At 66.1% G+C, this 22543-nt stretch carries 24 protein-coding genes; 12 read left to right on the forward strand and 12 right to left on the reverse strand.

Annotation, left to right across the window (positions count from 1 at the left end):
- Positions 1 to 87: 87 nt before the first annotated feature.
- Genes M4J39_RS17675 through M4J39_RS17690 form a run of 4 tightly spaced genes read left to right on the forward strand, consistent with a single transcriptional unit; the run spans position 88 to position 3521 of the window.
- Complete coding sequence (locus M4J39_RS17675; protein ID WP_251729732.1) at positions 88 to 921, forward strand: alkaline phosphatase family protein; 834 nt, start codon at positions 88 to 90, stop codon at positions 919 to 921.
- Positions 908 to 1732: an ABC transporter permease subunit gene (locus M4J39_RS17680; protein WP_251729733.1), complete on the forward strand. Its 825-nt coding sequence runs from the start codon at positions 908 to 910 to the stop codon at positions 1730 to 1732. Before M4J39_RS17675 ends, M4J39_RS17680 begins: the two co-directional genes overlap by 14 nt.
- Entirely contained in the window at positions 1729 to 2523 is a 795-nt protein-coding gene (locus M4J39_RS17685) for an ABC transporter permease (RefSeq protein ID WP_251729734.1), read from the forward strand. Before M4J39_RS17680 ends, M4J39_RS17685 begins: the two co-directional genes overlap by 4 nt.
- Positions 2520 to 3521: an ABC transporter ATP-binding protein gene (locus M4J39_RS17690; RefSeq protein ID WP_251729735.1), complete on the forward strand. Its 1002-nt coding sequence runs from the start codon at positions 2520 to 2522 to the stop codon at positions 3519 to 3521. The genes M4J39_RS17685 and M4J39_RS17690 overlap by 4 nt, the downstream gene beginning before the upstream one ends.
- 48 nt (positions 3522 to 3569) lie before the next feature.
- Here M4J39_RS17690 and M4J39_RS17695 read toward each other — a convergent pair whose 3' ends face one another.
- On the reverse strand, positions 3570 to 4112 hold the full coding sequence (locus M4J39_RS17695; RefSeq protein WP_251729736.1) for an Hpt domain-containing protein: 543 nt from the start codon (positions 4110 to 4112) through the stop codon (positions 3570 to 3572).
- A gap of 82 nt (positions 4113 to 4194) precedes the next feature.
- The gene (locus M4J39_RS17700) at positions 4195 to 4980 is read right to left on the reverse strand and encodes an NAD kinase (RefSeq protein WP_251729737.1); all 786 of its coding nucleotides are present in this window, start codon (positions 4978 to 4980) and stop codon (positions 4195 to 4197) included.
- Positions 4981 to 5193: 213 nt separating this feature from the next.
- Here M4J39_RS17700 and cutA point away from each other — a divergent pair, with 213 nt between their 5' ends.
- The gene (gene cutA, locus M4J39_RS17705) at positions 5194 to 5568 is read left to right on the forward strand and encodes a divalent-cation tolerance protein CutA (protein ID WP_251729739.1); all 375 of its coding nucleotides are present in this window, start codon (positions 5194 to 5196) and stop codon (positions 5566 to 5568) included.
- A gap of 106 nt (positions 5569 to 5674) precedes the next feature.
- Here the strand turns inward: cutA and ctrA are convergent, their stop codons facing one another.
- Positions 5675 to 6370 carry a response regulator transcription factor CtrA gene (ctrA, locus tag M4J39_RS17710; RefSeq protein ID WP_026792093.1) on the reverse strand — a complete coding sequence of 232 codons (696 nt, stop codon included), beginning with the start codon at positions 6368 to 6370 and terminating at the stop codon, positions 5675 to 5677.
- Between the two features lie 404 nt (positions 6371 to 6774).
- Between ctrA and fliI the strand changes: the two genes are divergently transcribed.
- On the forward strand, positions 6775 to 8121 hold the full coding sequence (gene fliI / locus M4J39_RS17715; protein ID WP_251729947.1) for a flagellar protein export ATPase FliI: 1347 nt from the start codon (positions 6775 to 6777) through the stop codon (positions 8119 to 8121).
- 6 nt (positions 8122 to 8127) lie between these two features.
- Entirely contained in the window at positions 8128 to 8544 is a 417-nt protein-coding gene (gene fliJ / locus M4J39_RS17720) for a flagellar export protein FliJ (RefSeq protein ID WP_251729740.1), read from the forward strand.
- Positions 8545 to 8648: 104 nt separating this feature from the next.
- Here the strand turns inward: fliJ and M4J39_RS17725 are convergent, their stop codons facing one another.
- The 4 genes from M4J39_RS17725 to M4J39_RS17740 form a co-directional block, all read right to left on the reverse strand.
- Entirely contained in the window at positions 8649 to 8822 is a 174-nt protein-coding gene (locus M4J39_RS17725) for a hypothetical protein (RefSeq protein ID WP_251729742.1), read from the reverse strand.
- A gap of 240 nt (positions 8823 to 9062) precedes the next feature.
- Positions 9063 to 10157, reverse strand: coding sequence for a redox-regulated ATPase YchF (gene ychF / locus M4J39_RS17730; RefSeq protein ID WP_251729749.1), 1095 nt, complete (start codon positions 10155 to 10157; stop codon positions 9063 to 9065).
- A gap of 106 nt (positions 10158 to 10263) precedes the next feature.
- On the reverse strand, positions 10264 to 10971 hold the full coding sequence (gene pth / locus M4J39_RS17735; protein ID WP_251729750.1) for an aminoacyl-tRNA hydrolase: 708 nt from the start codon (positions 10969 to 10971) through the stop codon (positions 10264 to 10266).
- 75 nt (positions 10972 to 11046) lie between these two features.
- Complete coding sequence (locus M4J39_RS17740; RefSeq protein ID WP_251729751.1) at positions 11047 to 11664, reverse strand: 50S ribosomal protein L25/general stress protein Ctc; 618 nt, start codon at positions 11662 to 11664, stop codon at positions 11047 to 11049.
- A gap of 313 nt (positions 11665 to 11977) precedes the next feature.
- On the opposite strand from M4J39_RS17740, the gene M4J39_RS17745 reads away from it, so the two are divergent.
- Positions 11978 to 13186, forward strand: a complete 1209-nt coding sequence (locus M4J39_RS17745) for an AGE family epimerase/isomerase (RefSeq protein ID WP_251729753.1) — start codon at positions 11978 to 11980, stop codon at positions 13184 to 13186.
- A gap of 209 nt (positions 13187 to 13395) precedes the next feature.
- Here the strand turns inward: M4J39_RS17745 and M4J39_RS17750 are convergent, their stop codons facing one another.
- The 5 genes from M4J39_RS17750 to lgt form a co-directional block, all read right to left on the reverse strand.
- Positions 13396 to 14328, reverse strand: a complete 933-nt coding sequence (locus M4J39_RS17750; protein ID WP_251729754.1) for a ribose-phosphate pyrophosphokinase — start codon at positions 14326 to 14328, stop codon at positions 13396 to 13398.
- A 162-nt stretch (positions 14329 to 14490) separates the two neighbouring features.
- A complete protein-coding gene (locus M4J39_RS17755; RefSeq protein WP_251729755.1) occupies positions 14491 to 15123 on the reverse strand; it encodes a hypothetical protein in 633 nt (210 codons plus the stop codon).
- A gap of 103 nt (positions 15124 to 15226) precedes the next feature.
- Complete coding sequence (gene pgeF, locus M4J39_RS17760; protein ID WP_251729756.1) at positions 15227 to 15997, reverse strand: peptidoglycan editing factor PgeF; 771 nt, start codon at positions 15995 to 15997, stop codon at positions 15227 to 15229.
- A gap of 189 nt (positions 15998 to 16186) precedes the next feature.
- Positions 16187 to 17260, reverse strand: coding sequence for a class I SAM-dependent methyltransferase (locus M4J39_RS17765; protein WP_251729757.1), 1074 nt, complete (start codon positions 17258 to 17260; stop codon positions 16187 to 16189).
- On the reverse strand, positions 17257 to 18096 hold the full coding sequence (gene lgt, locus M4J39_RS17770) for a prolipoprotein diacylglyceryl transferase (RefSeq protein WP_251729759.1): 840 nt from the start codon (positions 18094 to 18096) through the stop codon (positions 17257 to 17259). The genes M4J39_RS17765 and lgt overlap by 4 nt, the downstream gene beginning before the upstream one ends.
- A gap of 263 nt (positions 18097 to 18359) precedes the next feature.
- Here lgt and M4J39_RS17775 point away from each other — a divergent pair, with 263 nt between their 5' ends.
- From M4J39_RS17775 to M4J39_RS17790, 4 genes are all read left to right on the forward strand, one after another.
- On the forward strand, positions 18360 to 18668 hold the full coding sequence (locus M4J39_RS17775; protein ID WP_251729760.1) for an accessory factor UbiK family protein: 309 nt from the start codon (positions 18360 to 18362) through the stop codon (positions 18666 to 18668).
- Positions 18669 to 18922: 254 nt separating this feature from the next.
- The gene (locus M4J39_RS17780) at positions 18923 to 19423 is read left to right on the forward strand and encodes a YbjN domain-containing protein (RefSeq protein WP_251729762.1); all 501 of its coding nucleotides are present in this window, start codon (positions 18923 to 18925) and stop codon (positions 19421 to 19423) included.
- 183 nt (positions 19424 to 19606) lie between these two features.
- On the forward strand, positions 19607 to 21592 hold the full coding sequence (gene uvrC / locus M4J39_RS17785) for an excinuclease ABC subunit UvrC (RefSeq protein WP_251729764.1): 1986 nt from the start codon (positions 19607 to 19609) through the stop codon (positions 21590 to 21592).
- Positions 21593 to 21697: 105 nt separating this feature from the next.
- The gene (locus M4J39_RS17790; protein ID WP_251729765.1) at positions 21698 to 22531 is read left to right on the forward strand and encodes a DUF3313 domain-containing protein; all 834 of its coding nucleotides are present in this window, start codon (positions 21698 to 21700) and stop codon (positions 22529 to 22531) included.
- Positions 22532 to 22543: the final 12 nt, after the last annotated feature.

Here is a 22543-nt window from a genome sequence, read left to right on the forward strand (position 1 = left end):
CGCCCTTCAGGATCGCCTTCGGCGCCGCTCCGGCGCCGGAGGCATCGTCAAATCCACCCGCGGATGGCGGGCCATGGGGGACACGGCATGACGAAGATGGTTTTCATCCTGCTCGACGGGCTGCGCCACGGCACGGCGCGCGACTGCCTCGGCTATATGGAAGGGTTGGTGGCGGCCGGCGAGGCGCAGGTTTACGAGGTGCGAAGCGAGTTGCCGTCCATATCGCGACCGCTCTACGAGACGCTGATGAGCGGGTTGCCGCCGGTCGTCCATGGAGTCACCAGCAATGCCGTCGTGCGCCGCTCCAAAGTGAGAAACGTTTTCTCGCTGGCAACCGAAGCCGGCCTCGCCACCGCCGCGGCGGCCTATCATTGGTATTTCGAGCTTTACAATCAGGCGCCGTTCTCCCCGGAGTTCCGGCATGTCGAGGATTTTCCCGGCGACATCCGGCACGGCAGCTTCTACTGGGCCGATCCCTATCCCGACGACCATCTGTTCGCAGATGCCGACGTACTCATCCGTCGCCACGATCCGGATTTCCTGCTGCTGCATCCGATGAACATCGACGATGCCGGCCATCGATATGGCGGAGCCTCGCGCGAGTACCGCAATGCCGCCCGCAATGCCGGCGACCTCCTGGCACGCTATCTGCCGCAATGGCGGCAGGCAGGCTATGCAGTGCTGGTCACCAGCGACCATGGCATGAGCGACGACGGCAGTCATGGCGGGCCACACGAGACCGAGACCCATGTGCCGCTCTACACCGTCGGCGCCGACGTCTTCACGCTGGCGCCCGATGCCAAGCCGGCGCAGACGGATATCGCCGGCCTCGCCTGCGCTGTCCTTGGCATTGCCGACCACGGCTTGCCGGTTCCCGAGGGGGTGCTGAGGTCCGAGGGGCGGGGCCATGGGCGTGCATAACCTCTCCATGCGCCTTCTGGCGCTGCCCTTCCTGATCGTGCTGGCGGTGCTGGTCGTCTGGCCGCTCGGCAGCGTGGTGCGCGACAGTTTCCTGTCGGGAAGTGCCTGGTCGTTCGACAACTACCAGTCCATTCTGTCGGATCCTTACTATCGACAGTCCTTCATCATCTCGCTCGCCCTTTCCGTGGTCACCACGGCGATCGGCGTGCTGCTCGGCTTGCTCACCGCCGTCAGCCTTCGTCGCCGGTCCGGTCGGCTTCGGCGCAGCGCCATGGCCTTTGCCAACATCGGCGCCAACTTTGCCGGCGTGCCCCTCGCCATGGCCATCATTTTCCTGTTCGGCATGAACGGCGCGTTCACGCTCATCCTCAAGGGACTCGGGCTGATCGGCGAGTTCAACGTCTATTCGGTGACCGGGCTGGTCATCGCTTACAGCTATTTCCAGGTGGCGCTGGCGACGCTGCTGATCACGCCGCTTCTGGACTCCGTCGGCCGTGACCTCGAGGAGGCTGCGATGCTGATGGGGTGCGGCCCCTTGCGCTTCTGGCTCCGGATCGGCCTGCCCGGCGTGGCGCGGCAATTGATTGCCGTCGCCACCTTGCTGTTTGCCAACGCCATGGGCACCTATGCCACCACCACGGCGCTCACCGGCACCAGCGTCAATGTCGTGACGATCCGCATCAGCGAGCTGGTGTCCGGGGATGTCTTCTCCGATCCCAACCTTGCCAACGCCATTGCCATGCTGCTGCTGGCGGTGCTGCTGGTGCCCATCGTCGGCAGTCAGTTCGCCGCACGGGAGAGGCGATCATGAGAGCGCCGCGCATCGACGCGTCGCGCGTCTTTCTGGCATTGATGGCTCTGGCGCTGCTGCTGCCGCTCGTCGCCACCTTCCTCAACTCCATCGCCTCCGACTGGTCGGGCACGGCGCTGCCCGCCGGCTGGACAGGGCGCTATTACGCCGACATCCTTTCCGACGAACGTTTCCACGCCGCCGTCCTGCGGTCGGTTGCCGTGTCGGCGATCGCCCTGGTGCTCGCAACGCTCATCATGGTGCCGGCGGTTGTTGCCGCCCACATCTACTGGCCGATGCTCGACCGGTGGATGGCAAGACTGGTGATCCTGCCCTATGCGGTGCCCGGCATCATCCTGATGGTCGGCTATCTCCGGGTCTTCTCCGGGCCGCCACTGCAGATCGTCGGCACGCCGCTGGTGCTGGTCCTGACCTACGTGCCGGCCTGCTTTCCGATGTTCTACATCAGCCTCAAGAACAGCCTGCGCGGCCTCGATACAGCCGAACTTCTCGACGCCGGCCGTCTGCTCGGCATCAGCGACCTGGCCATCCTGTGGCGAGTCGTGCTGCCATGCATCCTGCCCGGCGTGGCGCTGGCGGTGGTCCTCAACTTCGCCGGCCTCATCTCCGAGTTCGTCTATGCCAAGATGCTGGTCGGCGGCAACTTCGAGACGCTGCAGATGTACATGTTCGCGCAGCGCAGCCTCAGCGGCCGCGTCTCCAGCGTCATCGTCATCCTCTACTTCCTGATCATCCTCGTCATCACGCTGGGCGCGTTCCGGCTGGTGCGGGAAACGGAGCGTCGGCCATGAGCCACCTTTCTCTCAGCGGCATTTCGGCCGGCTATGACGGCGTGACCATCCTCGACGACATCGACCTCGCGGTCGGCAAGGGCGAGATGCACGTGCTGCTCGGCCCGTCCGGTTGCGGCAAGACGACGCTGCTGCGCTCGATCGCCGGCCTCGTGCGTCCAAGCCAGGGCGAGATGGTGCTCGATGGCCGGTCGATCGGACGGCTGGCACCAAGGGATCGCGGCATCGGCATGGTGTTCCAGCACTATGCGCTGTTCCCCAACATGACGGTGCGTCAGAACCTCGCCTTCGGCCTGCAGCATCGCCGCATCGACAAGCGGGCGATCGCCGACAAGGTCGACGGCGTGCTGGAGACGGTGTCCCTGACCGACCGGGCCGACATGCGCCCGCACCAGCTGTCGGGCGGCCAGAAACAGCGCGTGGCGCTCGCCCGCGCTTTGGTGCTCGAACCCAAGCTGCTGCTCCTCGACGAACCGTTGTCGGCGCTCGACGCCCAGATCCGCAAACGTCTGCGCGACGAGCTGAAGCGCATACAGCGGGACATCGGCCTCACCAGCATCCTGGTGACGCACGATCAGGACGAGGCTCTGACGCTGGGTGACCGGATTTCCGTCATGGAGGGCGGCAGGATCGCCCAGACCGGTGATGGAACGGACATCTACTACCGCCCCGCCAGCCTGTTCGTGGCAAGGTTCATCGGCGACGCGAACATCATCGAGGCCTCGGACCTGGGGCGTCTCACCGGCCGGCGCGAGCAAAGGACCGCGGTCATCCAGCCGCATGCCATGCGGATCGGCGAGGAAAAGGGCGAGGATATCCTGGTCCTCCGTGCGACCGTTCGCGAGACCAGCGTTGCCGGCGCAACCGTGCGCTACCTGCTGGAAGCGGCCGGCGTTCCGCTGAAGGTCGAAGGCCAGACGTCGGCCGAGGGGAATTACCTCGCAACGGGGGAGGAGACCAAGGTGTCGCTGCGAACGAGGGACGTTCACTTCATCTGAGTCAGCGGACGCGTGGCAAGCCGCTCGCACAGGCGAGCCGGCGGCGACTCACAAATCGCGGATGATGACGCCGTCGTCTTCCTCGTCGACGTGCCCATGCTTGGCGATATAGGCCTCGGTCACGTCGAGCAGCGTCTGCGTCAGCGCCGAGCCGACGCGGTTCTGCTCGTCCTTGGCGCGTTCGCGGACGATGGCGCGGATGGCGTCGACATGCTGGTTGACGAGATCGATCGGCGTCAGCGCGCGGTCGGTGATGCGTTCGAGCAGGGCGCACAGGCTGCCGGCGACCCGGGTGGCCAGCGGGAAGCCGAGCGTGGTCGACTGGCCCTTGATGTCGTGGACGGCGCGGTGGAAGGCGCGCTTTTCCTCGCCTTCGCGATAGTCGATGGCGGCCCAGGCGTCGCGCGTCGCGAACATCGTCTTGACCTCGTCGAGCATCCAGTCGTCGAAATGCGTCGACAGGATCTGCAGCGCCGCCTCGGCGCGCTTCACCGGATCGTCGGCCGGCGAGCGACGACGGATCTCCCGCACCTTCTTGCGGAGGTCGTTCTTGGCCTCGATGTACTCGGGAGCGTCGGAAGGCTTGGACATCGGCGTTGGTTCCGTCGATTGCACGGTAGAAGACCGCAAGGGTCGATTGTCGTCGTCGTCGCTTAAGGAAACGTAACGGACCTCAGGTCCGGAACTGTTCGGTCAGGACGCGCTCCTCCCAGCCGTGGTTGCGATCGAACAGGATGAGGCTGCGCTGGCGCACGTCGGCCTTGATGGCGACGCGCAGCACGTCGCGCACTTCCTGGTGGTCGGCGGCCACCGAGACCGGCCGCTTCTGGTGCTCCAGCACGTCGATGACGATGGAGCAGCGGTCGGGAATGACAGCGCCGCGCCAGCCGCGCGGACGGAAGGCGCTGATCGGCGTGACGGCGAGCAGCGGCACGTGAATCGGCAGGATGGGGCCGTGGGCAGACAGATTGTAGGCCGTCGAGCCGGCAGGCGTCGCCACCAGCACGCCGTCGCAGCTCATTTCCTCGAGGCGCACCTTGTCGTCGATCGAGATCCGGAGCTTAGCCGCCTGATAGGTCTGCCGCATCAGCGACACTTCGTTGAAGGCGTGGGCGAGATGGGTGTCGCCGATCACCGTCCTCGCCTCCATGGCGAGCGGGTGCAGGGCGGTGACGACCGAATCGGCCAGGCGCTCCCGAAGCCCCTCGACGCGGAACTCGTTCATCAGGAAACCGACCGAGCCGCAGTTGAGCCCGTAGATCGGCTTGTCGGAGTTGATGAAACGGTGGAGCGTCTGCAGCATCAGTCCGTCGCCGCCCAGCGCCACGATGGTGTCGGCGTCGTCGGCATCGACATCGCCGTATTCGGCGACGAGGAGGGCCCTGGCTTCCTGGGCCTCTGGCGTGTCGCTGGCAACGAAGGAAAGGTGCTCGAAGGAAGGGCGTCCGTTATGCGGCATCAGGTCCGTCGCGTCAGTCGTCCGGTGGTTCAATCGCTCCGACAGGCCGCCACCGTCCCCTGCCACACGCGACATTCGGACGATGCGCCCGCCGCAATTGGGGGTCCACTTTCGTAGGATATGATCTAGCATGGCCCCGTTGAAAAGGAAACGTGCCGCGCCGGCCCCCGATTCTCGCCGACCCGGCAACCTTCGGAAGTTGCGGGAGAAGCCATGTCGAAATCCGTCGACGACCTGCGTATCGTCAGCGTCACCTGTCCGGACGAGGCGACGGCGCTCGCCATCGCCCGCCTCGTCGTGGATCGACGCCTCGCCGCCTGCGCCAACATCGTGCCGGGCGTGCGCAGCGTCTATCGCTGGATGGGCGAGATCAGCGAGGACAACGAGGTGCTCCTCACCATGAAGACGCGCGAGGATTTCGTGGAGTCGCTGTTCACCGCCATCGTCGCCAACCACCCCTTCCAACAGCCGGCCATCGAGGTGATGGCGCTAGCCGGCGTCGGTCGTGGCGTCGCCGCCTGGATCCGGGCGGAAACCGGTGGGGAGGGCAGCACGGCGCTGCCGAAGGGGTTCAAGTCCGTCGAGTAGGTGCGGGTGCCTCTTTCGGGCAACAAAAAACCCCGGCGAGGCCGGGGCGAAACCGAGCGCGGCGCGAAAGGGGAAAACGCGCCGCTGCTCGCTTGGCTCGATCGTGTCAGACCGCTTCCTGGATCTCGTCCGGCTCGCGCAGCACGTAGCCGCGGCCCCAGACGGTCTCGATGTAGTTGCGGCCGTCGGTGGCGTTCGCCAGCTTCTTGCGCAGCTTGCAGATGAACACGTCGATGATCTTGAGTTCCGGCTCGTCCATGCCGCCGTAGAGATGGTTGAGGAACATCTCCTTGGTGAGCGTCGTTCCCTTGCGCAGGGAAAGCAGCTCCAGCATCTGGTATTCCTTGCCGGTCAGATGCACGCGGTTGCCGTTGACCTCGACGGTCTTGGTGTCGAGGTTGACCACCAGATCGCCGGTGACGATGACCGACTGGGCATGACCCTTGGACCGGCGAACGATCGCATGGATGCGGGCGATCAGCTCGTCCTTGTGGAACGGCTTGGTCATGTAGTCGTCGGCGCCGAAGCCGAGGCCGCGCACCTTGTCCTCGATGTTGCCCAGACCGGACAGGATGAGGATCGGCGTCTTGACCTTCGACACGCGCAGCGTCCTGAGAACCTCGTAACCGGACATGTCCGGCAGGTTGAGGTCGAGCAGGATGATGTCGTAGTCATAGAGTTTGCCGAGGTCGATACCTTCCTCGCCAAGATCCGTCGTATAGACATTGAAGCTCTCGGACTTCAGCATCAACTCGATGCTTTGTGCGGTCGCGCTGTCGTCCTCGATCAGCAAAACTCGCATTCCGTTATCCCCTTTTTCTAGGGCCTCGGGCCCGACCTTCTGTCGGAAGCGTGTCCGGTCTTCCGCCGGACATGGGCTATCGGGGCCAAGGCTAGTACCGAATGGTTAACAAACAATGATTCTCGGCCGCAAGCTTTTTGACGCCATTCCGCCAAAAGTCCGGGCAGGTCCTTAAGAATCAACGATAAATTGGCTTCGGTTGTCCTCATGCGACAAATTAAGAAATTTGCCTAAGCGATTCTGCCGACTCCACGAAGATTCCTTGTCCACACCCCGGTCGCCCCGCGCCGGTCTCCATCGCACTCATGAGCAAAGTATTAACGCCGGACCTTAACGAAGCGTTACACTCCCCCCATGGACGCGAATCATTTCGGAAACCTTTTGCCCGGAACACGCCGATGACGCTGGATCGTCTCGCCGCTGAAATCGCCGCCCTCCGCCCGCTCGAGATTTACGGGCGGGTTGCCAGCGTGCAGGGCATGCTGGTGGAGGTGGCCGGTCCGGTGCAGGAGATGAGCGTCGGCGCCCGCCTGTCGGTCAGCGGTTTCGGCGGCGCCCAGGTGCCGGTCGAGGTGGTCGGCTTCAACAACGGCAAGGCGCTGTGTCTGCCCTTCGCCTCCATGGAGGGCGTGCGGCTCGGCGCCAAGGCGACCATCGCCACGTCGTCGGCATCGGTGCGCCCCTCGGAAGGCTGGCTCGGTCGGGTGATCAATGCCTTCGGCGAACCGATCGACGGCAAGGGACCGTTGCCGCTGGGGCCGAGCGAGATGCCGCTCAGGGCCTCGCCGCCCCAGGCGGCCGAGCGGGCGAGGGTGGGCGATCCGATCGACCTCGGGGTGCGCGTCCTCAATACGTTCGCCACCTGCTGTCGCGGCCAGCGCATGGGCATCTTCGCCGGTTCGGGCGTCGGCAAGTCGGTTCTCCTGTCCATGCTGGCCCGCTACACCGCCTGCGACGTATCGGTGATCGGTCTCGTCGGCGAGCGCGGCCGCGAGGTGCAGGAGTTCATCGAGGACGACCTCGGCGAGGAGGGGCTTGCCCGCTCGGTGGTGGTGGTCGCCACCTCCGACGAAACGGCGCTGATGCGGCGCCAGGCCGCCTACATGACTCTGACGGTCGCCGAGTATTTCCGCGACCAGGGGCAGGACGTCCTCTGTCTTATGGACTCGGTGACGCGCTTTGCCATGGCCCAGCGCGAGATCGGCCTGTCGGCCGGCGAGCCGCCGACGTCCAAGGGCTATACGCCGACGGTGTTCGCCGAGCTGCCGCGCCTCCTGGAGCGCGCCGGGCCCGGCCCGGTGGGCGGCGGCACCATCACCGGTCTCTTCACCGTTCTGGTCGACGGCGACAATCATAACGAGCCGGTGGCCGACGCGGTGCGCGGCATTCTCGACGGCCATATCGTCATGGAGCGCGCCATCGCCGAGCGTGGCCGCTACCCGGCGGTCAACGTTCTGAAGACGGTGTCGCGCACCATGCCCGGCTGCGTCGAGCCGGAGATCCGGCCGATGATCCGCGACGCGAAACGGCTGATGGCCACCTTCGCCGACATGGAGGAACTGATCCGCCTCGGCGCCTACAGGCGCGGAAGCAACCCGGACGTCGACCAGTCGATCGACGTCTCCGCCCCGCTCGAGGCCTTCCTGACGCAGGGAAAAGACGAATGCACCCGTCGTTATGATGGCTATCGCGATCTTGCTCACCTTTTGGAAAGCACTGTCGGTTTACGATACGGGCATTCCGGGGAGTAACTTGAAATGAAATCTCGCAACAGTCTCATCCGACTCAAGCGGTTTCAGGTCGACGAGAAGCGTCGGCAGGTGATGCAGATCGAGATGATGATCGCCGAGTTCGAGCGCATGGCCTCCGAGCTCGACGAGCAGATTCTGGCCGAGCAAAAGCGCAGCGGCATTACCGACATCACCCACTTCGCCTATCCGACCTTCGCCAAGGCGGCGATGAGCCGTCGCGACAACCTCATGGGGTCGGCCAACGATCTCAGAGGGCAGCTCGAGGCCGCGCAGGCGGCGCTCAGCGAGGCCGTCGAGGAGATGAAGAAGATCGAGCTTCTGGAGGAGCGCGATCAGATGCGCGAAAAGACGGCCCAGGACGCGGCCGAGCAGGACGCGCTCGACGAAGTGGCGGCCCGCCGCTCCTATCATCACGCCGGCTGATTCATCGGCCGGCTTTCGTCGTCTTTCAATCGCTCCGGATCGTTTTCGGGCGGGCATGCCGAGCATGCCCGCCTTTTCGTTCGGCTAACCGAACCTCGCGTCGGTCAGGGCGCCTGCCAGCTGGTGGCGACACCGGCGCCGGCGGTGCCCGAGATCTCGATCGTCACGGTGAGGTCGCCCGGCCACATCCTGTCGGGCAGGGCGCGGGCGGCGACCACGGTGGTCAGCGCCACCAGCGCGGCGGCGATCCAGCTCAGGAGTTTGGTCTTGCGGGCCATGGCGTGCTGCCGTTCTCGTCGGGCGCGGCCCCTTCCGCGCCATGATGTCACCTTATTGCCACCGGCTTGAACGAGCCCCGAACCCGTCGTTCATCTGCCGTTCATCGCAGTAAACGAATGGTAAACGGGCTGTTTGGGCCGAAAACGGCAAAGCGATACCGGCATTGGAAACGCCAACGCCGCCATGAAAGTTCCATGGCGGCGTCAAAAATGTGGCGAAAACGGGTCTGATGACGCGCGTCAGGTATTGAACTTGAACAGCATGACGTCGCCGTCGGCGACGACATACTCCTTGCCTTCGTCGCGGGCCTTGCCGAGTTCCTTGGCCTTGGCCTCGCCATAGGCGATGTAGTCCTCATAGGCGATGGTCTGGGCGCGAATGAAGCCGCGCTCGAAGTCGGTGTGGATGACGCCGGCGGCCTGGGGCGCCTTGGTGCCCTTGACGATCGTCCAGGCGCGCGTCTCTTTCGGGCCGACGGTGAAATAGGTGATCAGGCCGAGGAGGTCGTAGCCGGCACGGATCAGCCGGTCGAGGCCGGGCTCTTCCAGGCCGAGCGTTTCCAGGAACTCCTTCTGCTCGGCGTCGTCCAACTGGGCCACTTCCGCTTCGATGGCGGCCGAGATGACCACCGCCTTGGCGCCGAGCCTTTCGGCCATCTCGAAGACGCGGGCCGACTGGCTGTTGCCGGTGGCCGCCGCCGCTTCCTCGACGTTGCAGACGTAGAGCACCGGCTTGGACGTCAGGAGGTTGAGCGCGTCGAAGGCTGCCTCCGATCCCTTGGGGATGCTGGCGGTGCGGGCCGGGCGGCCGTTGCGCAGCTCCTCGAGGGCGAGGTCCATCAGCTCGACCTGTTCCTTGATGTCCTTGTCGCCGCTCTGGGCACGCTTCCGAAGAGGCACCACGCGACGCTCGAGGCTGTCGAGGTCCGAGAGCATCAGCTCGGTTTCCACCGTCTCGGCGTCGCTCACCGGATCGATGCGTCCCTCGACGTGGGTGATGTCGTCGTCCTCGAAGCACCTGACGACGTGGACGATGGCGTCGACCTCGCGGATGTTGCCGAGAAACTGGTTGCCGAGGCCTTCGCCCTTGGAGGCGCCGCGCACCAGGCCGGCGATGTCGACGAAGGTGATGCGGGTCGGCACGATCTGCGCCGACTTGCCCTTCTCGGCCAGCACGGTGAGGCGCGGGTCGGGAACGGCCACCTCGCCGGTGTTCGGCTCGATGGTGCAGAAGGGATAGTTGGCCGCCTGGGCGGCCGCGGTCTTGGTGAGCGCGTTGAAGAGCGTGGACTTGCCGACGTTGGGCAGGCCGACGATGCCGCACTTGAAACCCATGGTGATCAGGCTTTCGTCTGGAGCGATGTGTTGGCCGAGGTGTTAGGGAAGCCTGCCGCCGGCCGTCAAGCGATTTATCTGTGAAGGCGTGCCGAGGCGGTCGCCATCAGCGCCGGGTTCTCTGGGCCAGAAGACCTTTCAGGATGGCGGCCATGGCGTTCTTTTCCGGCGGCTTTTCCTCTGTCGTCTCGCCGGCCGATGCCGGCCGGGCGACGGTCGCGTCCGGCTTGGGCTTGCGCTCGGGCTTCGGCTCGGTGATGGCGTGGACGCGGTTGGCGAAGGTGGCGTCGGCGCCTTTCACCAACTCGCCGGCGTTGTCGGCGATGGCGTCGAGCAGGCGCACCAGCCAGTCGCGGTCGGCCTTGGCGAAGTCGGAGAGAACGTGGGCGTGGACGAGGGCCTTGTCGCCGGGGTGGCCGATGCCGAGCCGCATGCGACGATAGCCGTCGGTGATCTGCGAGGTGATGGACCTCAGGCCGTTGTGGCCGCCATGGCCGCCGCCGACCTTCATCCGGAGCTTGCCGGGCGGCAGGTCGAGCTCGTCATGGATGACGACGACGTCGGACGGGGCGAGCTTCAGGAAGCGCACGGCGTCGCCCACCGAACGGCCGCTCTCGTTCATGTAGGTCTGCGGCTTCATGAGCAGCACGCGTTCGCCGTCGATGGTGCCTTCGGCGACCTCGGCCTGAAAGTTCTTCCGCCAGGGAGGAAAGCGGTGGCGCGTATGGATGACGTCGGCCGCCATGAAGCCGATGTTGTGGCGGTTCGACGCATACTTGGCGCCGGGATTGCCGAGACCGACCAGAATGAGCACGCGCCTCTCCCGAAAAGATCAGGGGTTCCGACCTTGCGACCGGAACCCCGAATGTCAAACCGAAGACCTGAGTAATCAGGCCTTGGGGGCCTCGGCGGCGGCCGGAGCGGCCGTCTCTTCCGAGGTGCCGGCAGCCGAGCCGACGATGGTGGCGACGGAGAAGTCGTCGTGATCGACCAGCTTGGCGCCTTCCGGCAGCGTCACGGCGGAGATGTGCACGGAATCGCCGATATCGAGCGTGCTGACGTCGACCGTCAGGTGCTCGGGGATGTTGTTGGCGGACACCAGGAGCGCCACTTCGTGGGCGGTGATGTTCAGCACGCCACCGCGCTTGATGCCGTTCGACTTGTCCTGGCCGACGAAATGCACCGGCACGTCAACGGTCACCTTGGTGGTGTCGGACACGCGGATGAAGTCGACGTGGACGAGGAAGTCGGTCACCGGGTCGAGCTGGTAGTCGCGCGGCAGGGCCTTGATCTCCTTGCCGTCGACCTTGAGGGTGACGACGTGGGTCAGGAAGCCACCGGCGTGCAGCTTCAGGAAGGTTTCCTTGGTGTCGACCGCGATCGACAGCGGCGGCTGCTTGTCGCCATAAACGACGGCGGGCGTCTTGCCTTCACGGCGCAGGGCGCGGGCGGACCCCTTTCCCACCCGGTCACGCGGCGAGGCGACGAGCTCGTAGGTCTGAGCCATTTTCTCGTGCTTTCATCTTCGGATTACTGGCGGCGGCGGCCACGCGGCCGATGCCGATCCGGCGCTCCCTCCAGGGGGGTCGGCGCGGATGCGGGCGCTATAGCGGAAACGCTCGGCGAAGGCAAGGGAATGCGAGGGTTTCCGGGCCATTGGGCGGCGGGAGACGGCCGCCTTTTCGAACCACCCGCCGGTGGACGGGCATCTCCTGCGTCATCGGACGGATGCGCGGCATTCCGATCTGGAAAACTCGATGAAAACGTTTAGGAAAGGCGGGGCTGGCATTTCCACGTGCGGCATGACAGGAGCAGGGGCGATGGCGACGGACGGCAAGAGCATGCGGGAAGAGATTTTTCGCGAGCTCACGGAGAACATCCTTCCCTTCTGGCAGGGCCGCATGCGCGATCCGAAGGGCGGCTTCTTCGGCGCCGCCGATTGCGATGGTATCGTTGACAAGGCCGCGCCGCGCGCCGCCGTGGTCAACGCCCGCATTCTCTGGACCTTCGCCACCGCGACGCGCGTGCTCGGCGCGAGTTACGCCGCCACCGCCGACTGGGCCTTCGACGACCTTCGCAGCCGCTTCATCGACGGCGAGCATGGCGGGCTCTACTGGCTCGTCGACGCCGAGGGGCGGCCGCTGTCGGACCGCAAGCAGATCTACGCCCAGGCCTTCGCCATCTACGCCTTCTCCGAATATGCCCGCGCCACCGGCAACCGCGAAGCCCTGGGGCTGGCGATCGAGCTGTTCCGGCTGATCGAGAAGCATGCCGCCGACCGCGAGCGCGGCGGCTATATCGAGGCGCTCGACCGCGCCTGGGGCGCGCTCGACGACATGCGCCTGTCGGAGAAGGATATCAACAGCCCGAAGTCGATGAACACCCACCTCCACATCATGGAGGCCTACACTAACCTCCTGAGGATCTGGCGCGATCCGGCGCTGGTGGCGCGGCAGTCGGCGCTGATCGCCGTCACGCTCGACCGCATCGTCGACAGCCGCACCGGGCACTTCAAGCTGTTCTTCGACATGGGCTGGCGCTCTCTGAACGACCATGTTTCCTACGGCCATGACATCGAGGGCAGCTGGCTGCTGGTCGAGGCCGCCGAGGTGCTGGGCGACGAGGTATTGATCGCAAGGGCGAGGGCGGCCGCCGTGATGATGGCCGAGCGGACGCTGGCCGAGGGGCGCGACCGCGACGGCAGCCTTCACTACGAGGCGCATGGCGACGGCAGCCTGATCGACGCCAACAAGCATTGGTGGCCACAGGCCGAGGCGCTGGTCGGCTTCCAGAACGCCTGGGAGATGACCGGCAACCCGGCGTTCCGGGATGCGGTGCGCGACGTCTGGGCCTTCATCCGCGATCATGTTGCCGACCATGCCCATGGCGAATGGCATGCCAAGCTGACGCCCGACGGACGGCCCTACACGGCGGAAGAAGATGCCGACGCCTGCCTCGCCGGTCCGTGGAAGTGCCCCTATCACAACGCCCGCGCCTGCTTCGAGATGCTGGCCCGGCTCAAGGGGTGAGCGCGTAGAGAGGCGTGGAAAGCTCGGAGGCTGGATGCCCTATATATGCCGAGCGCTCCATTCTGCCTGAGATCCTGCGCCTTCGCGCAGGATGACAAAATTATATAATTAAAACAAACATATAGTCGTCATCCTGCGCGAAGGCGCAGGATCTCGGGCCGGAAGAAGCGCAAGATCGATATAGGGCGCCCAAACCTGGCGCCCACCATCTAAATGAACAGGCTCGACACCGACTGCTCGGCGGCGGTGCGCGAGATGGCCTCGCCGATCAGCGGGGCGATGGAGATCCAGCGCAGCTTGGGGCTGTTCTCGAAGTCCTCGGTCGGCTGGATGGAGTTGGTGAACACCATTTCCTTCAGCTTCGAGGCGGTGATGCGGGCGATGGCGCCGCCGGTCAGAACGCCATGGGTGGCGTAGGCGGTGACCGACTTGGCGCCCTGGGCGAGCAGCGCCTCGGCGGCGTTGCACAGCGTGCCGCCGGAATCGACGATGTCGTCGACGAGAATGCAGTCGCGGCCATTGACGTCGCCGATGATGTTCATCACCTCCGACTCGCCGGGCCGCTCACGGCGCTTGTCGACGATGGCGAGCGGCGCGTCGATGCGCTTGGCCAGCGCGCGGGCGCGGACCACGCCGCCGACGTCGGGCGACACGATCACCACGTTGTCGGTGGCGTAACGCTCCTTGATGTCGCGTACGAACACCGGCGCGGCGAACAGGTTGTCGGTGGGGATGTCGAAGAAGCCCTGGATCTGGCCCGCGTGCAGGTCGAGGGTGAGGACGCGGTCGACGCCAGCGTTGGTGATCAGGTTGGCGACCAGCTTGGCCGAGATCGGCGTGCGGCCCTGCGAGCGGCGATCCTGCCGGGCGTAGCCGAAGTAGGGCAGGACGGCCGTGATGCGCTTGGCCGAGGAACGACGGAGCGCATCGGTGATGATCAACAGCTCCATCAGGTTGTCGTTGGCCGGGTAGCTGGTCGACTGGAGGACGAAGACGTCCTCGCCGCGCACATTCTCGAGGATTTCGACGAAAATCTCCTGGTCGGCGAAGCGGCGCACCGAGGTCTTGGTGAGCGGTTTCTCCAGATAATCGGAGACCTGTTCGGCCAGCTTCGGGTTGGAGTTTCCAGCGACAAGTTTCATGAACGTCGACCTCGCGAAAAGACCACGCCGCCCTGAACGGGGCGGCGACCGGCTGGCTGGCTCAGATTTGCGCGCCTTTTAGCAGCGCGGCGGGGACGCGTAAACACGCGATCTCGCGAATGCAGCCATGCTCCCGGCGTTTTGCGCCGACTTATTAATGAGTCAGAGCGTGCCGGCCAGCGGGTTCGTCTGGGCGGTGCCTGCCTGGGCGGTCGGGGCGCCCGCCACGGACGGGCGCGGCAGACGGTTGATCCAGGCGTAAACGTCCTCGACGGTGCGGGCTGCCACGTTGTCGAGCGCCGTTCCGTCGACGCTGTTCCAGGGATCGTTGCCGGCGGCGCCGGTGATCTCGACGCCGGAGAAGCGCAACACGCGAGCGCCGCTCTGATCGATGATGTCCCAGACGTAGGTGACGTTGGTGCCGACGTCGCCACCGACGGCCGACAGATATCCCCAGACGTGATAGGTGGCCGAAGGATCGGTGCGACGGACGAGGCGCAGGTTGCGCGCCTGGGCGTGCTTGGCGATCGCCCGGGCCAGTTCATCCTGCTTGTTGGTCGGCACGCCCTTGATCTGATCGAAGGAGAAGGTGGCGACGGCCGCCGGGACGGCGGGCGCGGCCGGCTGGGTCGCCTCGGGCGGCGCCGGCACGGTCGGTCCGGCAACGGCGGCGGCTTTCGGCCGGGCGGGAGCGGTCGACTGGCAGGCGGCGAGGACGGAGGCGAGGGCGATCGCCAGGACCACGCCCGGCAGCCGGAGCGATCCGGTACGCTTCGTTCCGCTCAGAAAACCCATCCATCAGCCTCCCGGCAAATCACAGCCGTGTGCGGTTAGAGCATTTTTCGGCTCGTCTGGAAACCGTTTTTGCGTTGTGTAGCCCTTGGTTGGAGGACAGGCGTCACGATCCCTCGAGCGCGATGGCGGCGAGATGCCGGCCGTAGTCGGCCTCGCCGTTCAGCGTCATGCGGCGATAGGAAAAGAAGCGCGCCTCGTCGCCATAGGTGCAAAGGGCGAGGTTGGTGGCGCGGATGCCGGCCCGCTCCAGCCGGAAGATGATGTAGCCGGGCAGATCGAACATGGCGTGCCCCGCTCGCTTCGAAGGCGAGAACCAGCGGTCGATGGCCTCGCCGGCCTCGCGGAATCGGGCGACGAACTCCGGCCCCACCTCGTAGGCGGCGGCGGAGATCGTCGGGCCGAGGCTGGCCATGATGTCGCCGCGCCGGCTGCCGAGCCTGACCATGGCGTCGATGGTCGCTTCGAGAACGCCGGTGAAGGCGCCCTTCCAGCCGGCATGGGCGGCGCCGACGACGCGCGCCTCGGCGTCGGCGAACAGCACCGGGCCGCAGTCGGCGTGGCTGGTGCCCAGCGCGATGCCGGGAACGCGGGTGACGAGGGCGTCGGCCTCGGGATTGTCCTCGACGGCCCAGGGATCGGTCACCACCACGACGTCGGGCGAATGCACCTGGTAGAGCGTGACCAGCTTGTGGCGCGGAACGCCGATGGCATCGGCGATGCGGCCGCGGTTCTCGGTGACGTTGGCGCGGGCGTCCTTGGAGCCATAGCCGGTGTTGAGGCTGGCGTAGAGCCCGCCCGACACGCCGCCCTCGCGGGTGAACCAGCCGTGGCGGATGCCGGGGAGGGCCGAAAGGACGGGCGAACGGACGATCATCGGTGTGTTCCGGAGAAGGGCGTTTGGTGCGGCTTATCTTCCTCAAATGACGATGCAATCGCGACGATTTTCGGGCGGCCTTCGGGAAAGAGGGTGAAGTTTCCCTAAACGTGCCCGAGGACGCTTGCCCTAGGAAGCTTGCCCGAGAAGCTTGCGCGAAGATGCCTGCATGGATCGCCACGCCGTGCGTCAGAACCCCGGCAGGGCCAGCGGCGGGTGCGTCACCGCCATCGCCTTGAACAGCGTGCCCATTTCGTCCGGGCCGGCCAGCCGCTCCACGGCGGCGACGATGTTCGCTTGATCCTCGGCGCTACGGCCGGAGCCGAGCGCGCCCGCCCGTTCGGTGAGGCCCATGGCCAGCAGGAAGTCGCCCTGCGTCACCGGCCCCAGCACGGCGGCGCCCTCGGCAGTCGCGGCGCGAGCGAGGCGGTCGAAATCGACGTGGGCGGTGAGGTCGCATTCACCGGGTTCGCGCAACGGATCGGCGTAGTGGTGGGCGCGCACCGCTTGCAGCGTCTCGCCGAAGCCGCTCTTCACGTGACCGTAGTCGAAGATCAGCGCCGCGCCGCCGTGCTGCACGAGGCGGTGGGCAAGCGTGCCGACGATCGCCTCGGCCGGTCGATTGATTTCGGCCACGGCGCCGAGCGGCGCCTCGGCCGCGCCGGCCGGCAGCAGCGCCAGATCGGGGGCGGCGGCGCCGATGCCGAAGGCGAGATTGCCGTCATCGTCGAGGCCGACGACGCGCTCGCGCCAGCCGCGTTCGCTCCGGACGAACTGGCGGATCGGCAGGGCGTCGAAGAACTCGTTGGCGACGACGATCAGCGGCCCGTCGGGCAGGTCGTCGATGCGGTCGTGCCAGATGGGGCTGGCAAGACCGGTGAGGCCGGCGGCCTGCCGGCGGCGCAGCTCGGGGCTGATCTCGACGAGATGGACCTCGGCGGCGCGGATGAAGCCGGGGTCGACGCGGCCGGCCCTGAGCAGATCGGCCATCAGCGTGCCGCGTCCGGGGCCAAGCTCGACCAGCGACAGGCGCGCCGGCCGGCCCAGCGCCTCGTAGGCGGCGACGCACCAGATGCCGATCAGCTCGCCGAACATCTGGCTGATCTCAGGCGCGGTGATGAAATCGCCCTCAAGGCCGATGGCGGTGCGGGTGGTGTAGTAGCCGTGGTCCGGGTCGGACAGGACGAGGCTCATGTAGTCGGCGACCGAGATGGGGCCGACGGCGCCGATCAGCCTGATGATCTTGTCTTCGAGCGCCGTCATGACGATGGCTCCGGCCGCCGCGTCCGGCCGCCGAGCGCCAGGGCGATCAGGATGACGGCCGCGATGGCGGTGACGATCGACAAGAGCATGCCCATGGTCAGGAAGTTGTCGAAGAGGAAGCCGACCTGCGGGTCGGGCTCGCGCACCGTTTCGACCAGCGTACGGGCGGCGGCATAGATCAGGCCGAAGATGCCGACGGCAAGACCTGGCTTCTTGAGAATACCGGCCTTCCAGACGAGCGGCGTCAGCACGGCGAAGATCAGGAGGCCTTCGAGACCGGCCTCGTAGAGCTGGCTCGGGTGGCGGGGCAGGCCGTCGGAGTTGGGGAAGATGAAGGCCCAGGGCACGTCGGTGACGCGGCCGTAGAGCTCGCCGTTGACGAAGTTGGCGAGCCGGCCGAGGAAGAGGCCGACGGGCACGGCGGTGGCCGTGAGGTCGAATACCGTCAAGACGTTGAGGCCGCGCCGTCGGGCGAACAGGTATTGGGCGATGGCTGTGCCGATGAAGCCGCCGTGCACCGACATGCCGCCGTGCCAGATTTGCAGGATCTCCCAGGGATTCTCGCGATAGGCCTCGAAATTGTAGAACAGGATGTAGCCGATGCGGCCGCCCAGCACGACGCCGAGCGTCATCCACACCAGGAGATCGTCGATGTCGGTGGCCTTTGGCCGCTTGAGGCCGTCCCAGAGCCGCTCCTTGTCGACCATGCGGATGATGTACCACCAGCCGAAGATCAGCCCGGTCACGTAGGCGAGTCCGTACCAGCGGATGGAGATCGGACCGAACTCCAGGAGAACGGGGCTGATCGGCGGGAAGGGCAGGGCGAAGAGCGGCATCGTGGTCCTTCTGTCGGATGTCGGCGCGGAACCCCGAAGGTGACATCTCCCGCGAGCGAGGATTGATGGGCGTTTCCGGACTCGTCAAGCCTGATCAGGGCTTAACTTTGGCAATCGCCCGTCCGGTTTTGGTCTTCCAGCCAAAATATGGGGGTTATCGGCCCTCCCGACGACTTCTCCGGGTCTCCCTGCATCTTCCGCTTGAAGCGGAGCCGGCGAGGGGCCAAATAGAGGGTCTGGCCCGCCATTCGGAGACGACTGCCATGACGACCGGCCCGCAGGGACGCATCTACGACGAATTCGCCAAGCTGATGAACGACGCCGCCGGCCTCGCCCAGTCGGCCGGGCGTGAGGTTTCCTCGGTCTTCCGTGCCCAGGGCGAGAAGTTCGCGTCCGAACTCGATCTCGTGCGTCGCGAAGACCTGGAAACGGTGCAGGACATCGCCACGCGCGCGCTGGCCGAGGTGGAGCGGCTCAACGCCCGCGTCGCCGAGCTGGAGAAGCGGCTTTCCCACAACGAGGCGGAGGTTGCAGCCGTCGCCGAGGAGGCCGTGGGTCCCGAAGGCCCGTGAGGGCTTCCGTTTTCATGCCCTTCCGGCTTATCCTGTCGTCAACGTGAGATTCGTGCGCTCCTGTATTTCGGATCGGCGCATGTCGGGTTGCTGCATTCCGGGGCGGTTTCGGCCGCTTCGGTGTTGTCGGTAGGCGTTTTGCGGCCACCGGCTAAAAGGTGTCGGCGTCGGCGTTCCCGCCCCGGTGCGGAGCAACGAAGGTCGACATCGGTATCGGCACACGCTGTTCCGCAGCGGCAACCCTGGAGGTCAAGATGACCCTCATCGACGTGCATCCCGAGCGAACCGCCAATCCCGTGGACGAGATCGAGCTCCTCGCCGCGCAGAACGACTGGACGTTCGAGCGCTCCGACGAGGACGAGATCGCCATCTCCATCGCTGGCGACGACACGGACTACAACGTCGCCGTCACCTGGCTCTCCGAGATCGAGGCGCTGCATGTCGCCTGCGCCTTCGACATCAAGGTGCCGGCCGCCCGCCGGAACGAGGTGACCAAGCTCCTGGCGCTGATCAACGAGCAGCTCTGGATCGGCCATTTCGACATCTGGCAGGCCGAGGGCGTGGTCATGTACCGCAACACGCTGCTGCTGACTGGGCAGGCCGAGGTGACCAACGAACAGATGGAGGCGCTGATCGAAACGGCGGTCGACACCTGTGAACGGCACCGCCTCGCCTTCGATTTCGCGGTGCGCGGCGGTCGCAACGCCAAGGAGGCGCTGACCCTGGCGCTGATGGAAACCGTCGGCGAGGCCTGAGCCTTTCAGGCATGAAACGACCAAGGTCCCGGTCGCGTCGGCGGTCGGGACCTTGCTTTTGAGCCCGGTCGCTCAGCCCGGTCGCTCAGCCATGGGCCTTCTTTTTGGTGATGCTGCCGCCATCGGCTGACGCAGCGGTCGCTGATATGATAGAGAGCCGCCCCGTCACGAATCCCAGAGACCATGACAGACGATCCCGATTTCACTGCCGATACCGACGCCGACGACGCCCCGACCGCCGAGCTGCCCGAGCTCGAGGACGCGGTGGAGGAAGAGGGGGGCGAGATCGATCTGTCGACGGCGGAGACCCGGCGCGGCGTCGAGGTGGTGCAGGCCATGGTGCGCCTGTTGCCCAACAGCCCCGGCGTCTATCGCATGCTGTCGCCGTCGGGCGACGTGCTCTACGTCGGCAAGGCGAAGAGCCTCAAGAAGCGGGTGACCAACTACACCCGGCTCGGCCAGCTGCCGACCCGCATCATCCGCATGGTGCAGGCGACGGCGGCGATGGAATTCGTCGTCACCAAGACCGAGACGGAAGCGCTGCTTCTCGAAGCCAACCTGATCAAGCAGCTCCGGCCGCGCTTCAACGTGCTCTTGCGCGACGACAAGAGCTTCCCTTATATCCTGATCACCGGCGATCACGTGGCGCCGCAGCTCGTCAAGCATCGCGGCGCCCGCTCGCGCAAGGGCAGCTTCTTCGGCCCCTTCGCCTCGGCATCGGCGGTGACGGCCACCATCAACGCCATGCAGAAGGCCTTCCTGATCCGCACCTGCTCGGACGGCGAGTTCGAGACGCGGACGCGCCCCTGCATGCTCTACCAGATCAAGCGTTGCTCGGCGCCCTGCACCGGCGAGATCGACGCCGTCGGCTATGCCCGGCTCGTGGGCGAGGCCAAGGATTTCCTCTCCGGCAAGAGCCGCCAGATCAAGGAGCAGCTGGCGATCGAGATGCACGCGGCGTCCGAGAACCTCGATTTCGAGCGAGCCGCCCGCTGCCGTGATCGCCTCGCCGCGCTATCCCACGTGCAGAGCCGGCAGGGCATCAATCCGCAAGGCATCGAGGAGGCCGACGTGTTCGCCGTCCATCAGGAGGGCGGGCAGACCTGCGTCGAGGTGTTCTTCTTCCGCACCGGCCAGAACTGGGGCAACCACGCCTTCTTCCCCAAGGCCGGCGGCACCGAGGCCGGCGAGGCGCTGTCTTCGTTCATCGCCCAGTTCTACGACGACAAGCCATGCCCATCGCTGATCCTGGTCAGCCATGCCTTCGAGGACATGGCGCTGATGACCGAGGCGCTCACAGAGAAGGCCGGCCGGCGCGTCGAGGTTCTCAGGCCGCAGCGCGGCGAGAAGAAAGAGGTCGTCGAGCAGGCGGTGCAGAACGCCCGCGAGGCGCTGGCCCGCCGCATGGCCGACACGTCGAGTCAGCTGAAGCTCTTGGAAGGGGTCGGCCGGGTGTTCGGTCTTGCCGAGACGCCGAAGCGCATCGAGGTCTACGACAACGCCCATATCATGGGCTCCAACCCGGTGGGCGGCATGATCGTCGCCGGCCCGGGCGGCTTCGTGAAGAACCAGTATCGCAAGTTCAACATCCGCTCGACCGACATCACGCCGGGCGACGACTTCGGCATGATGCGCGAGGTGATGGAGCGGCGCTTCTCCCGCCTGGTCAAGGAGCATGGCAGCCGCGCCGAGGCGCCGCGCGACGAGGACGGCTTCGGGCCATGGCCGGACCTGGTGCTGATCGACGGCGGCGCCGGTCAATTGTCGGCGGTGAAATCGATCATCGACGAACTCGGCATCACCGACATCCCCTTGGTGGGCGTCGCCAAGGGGCCGGACCGCGACGCCGGCCGCGAGCGCTTCTTCGTGCCGGGCCGGCCGGATTTCATGCTGCCGACCCGCGACCCGGTGCTCTACTTCATCCAGCGCATGCGCGACGAGGCGCACCGCTTCGCCAACGGCAGCCATGCCGTCAGGCGCTCCAAGCAGATTTCCGAGGGCGGCCTGCAGGAGATCCCCGGCGTCGGCCCGACGCGCAAGCGGGCGCTGCTCAACCATTTCGGCACGCTGAAGGAAATCGAGCGTGCGGCGCTCACCGATCTCGAAAAGGTGCCCGGCATCTCAGCCGCCACCGCCAAGGCCATCCACGACTATTTCCGGAAAGGGTAAGGGTCGGCGGCGCTTCGGCTATCGCCACCGAGAGAATCCGGGCACAAGAAAGTCGGCTGTCTGCGAATCGCGAGCGTGGCGGTCTGGCGTTGCCCGGAGTTTCCGATGATAGGTCTGAAGGCTTTTGGTCTGGCCCTGCCGCTGATGCTGTTGATCGCAGGCTGCGCTTCCGTTCCCTTGAAACAAGCGGGCACGCTGTCGTCCTACGACAGGCTTGGCGAGCCGAAGGGAAGCCTGTCGAAGGCACGGGTCTATGTGGACGGCAACGGCCTCGCCCCGTTGCAGAAGGCCCGGATCGTGCCGACGGTTTTTGCCTTCGGTGCATTGCCGCGAATTGCGGACCCGGCGGATCGAACCCTGGTGACCAACGCCATCGATCGTGCGCTGTGTGTCGCCCTCAGCGACAGGTACCAGATGGTGCCGACCGGACAACCGGCCGACCTGACGGTGCGGGCCGTGGTCACCGACGTCGTGCCGACCAACAAGGCGATGGCCGGGGTTTCGGCCGTGGTCTCGCTTGGAACCGGCTTCGTCCTGCCCGTGGGCATTCCGCGCCTTCCGATCGGGCTGGGTGGACTTGCCGTCGAAGCCGAAGCGCTGGACAAGGCGGGGGTGCAGCGCGCCGCAATCGTCTGGGCGCGCGGCGCCAACTCCATCCAGGACAATCCCTTGGTTTCCGAGGTCGGCGACGCCTATGGCATGGCCGCCAGTTTCAGCAACGAGTTTGCGCGACTGCTGGTGCTCGGCAAGGAACCCGAGGGACTGGACCTGTCGCTGCCGTCGGGGCAGCGGCTGCAGTCCTGGTTCGGAGGCAAGCCCAAGTATCCGGCCTGCGACGCATTCGGCCGGGCGCCTGGGCTGGCCGGCGTCGTTGCCGGCAAGGTCGGCGCGCCGCCGGAGTGGACCGACAGGCGTCCGGCGCCGACCGCCCAGTACTGATTGCCCGTTGCT

It is taken from the genome of Pleomorphomonas sp. NRK KF1, assembly GCF_023721755.1.
In the GTDB taxonomy this organism is placed as follows: Bacteria; Pseudomonadota; Alphaproteobacteria; order Rhizobiales; family Pleomorphomonadaceae; genus Pleomorphomonas.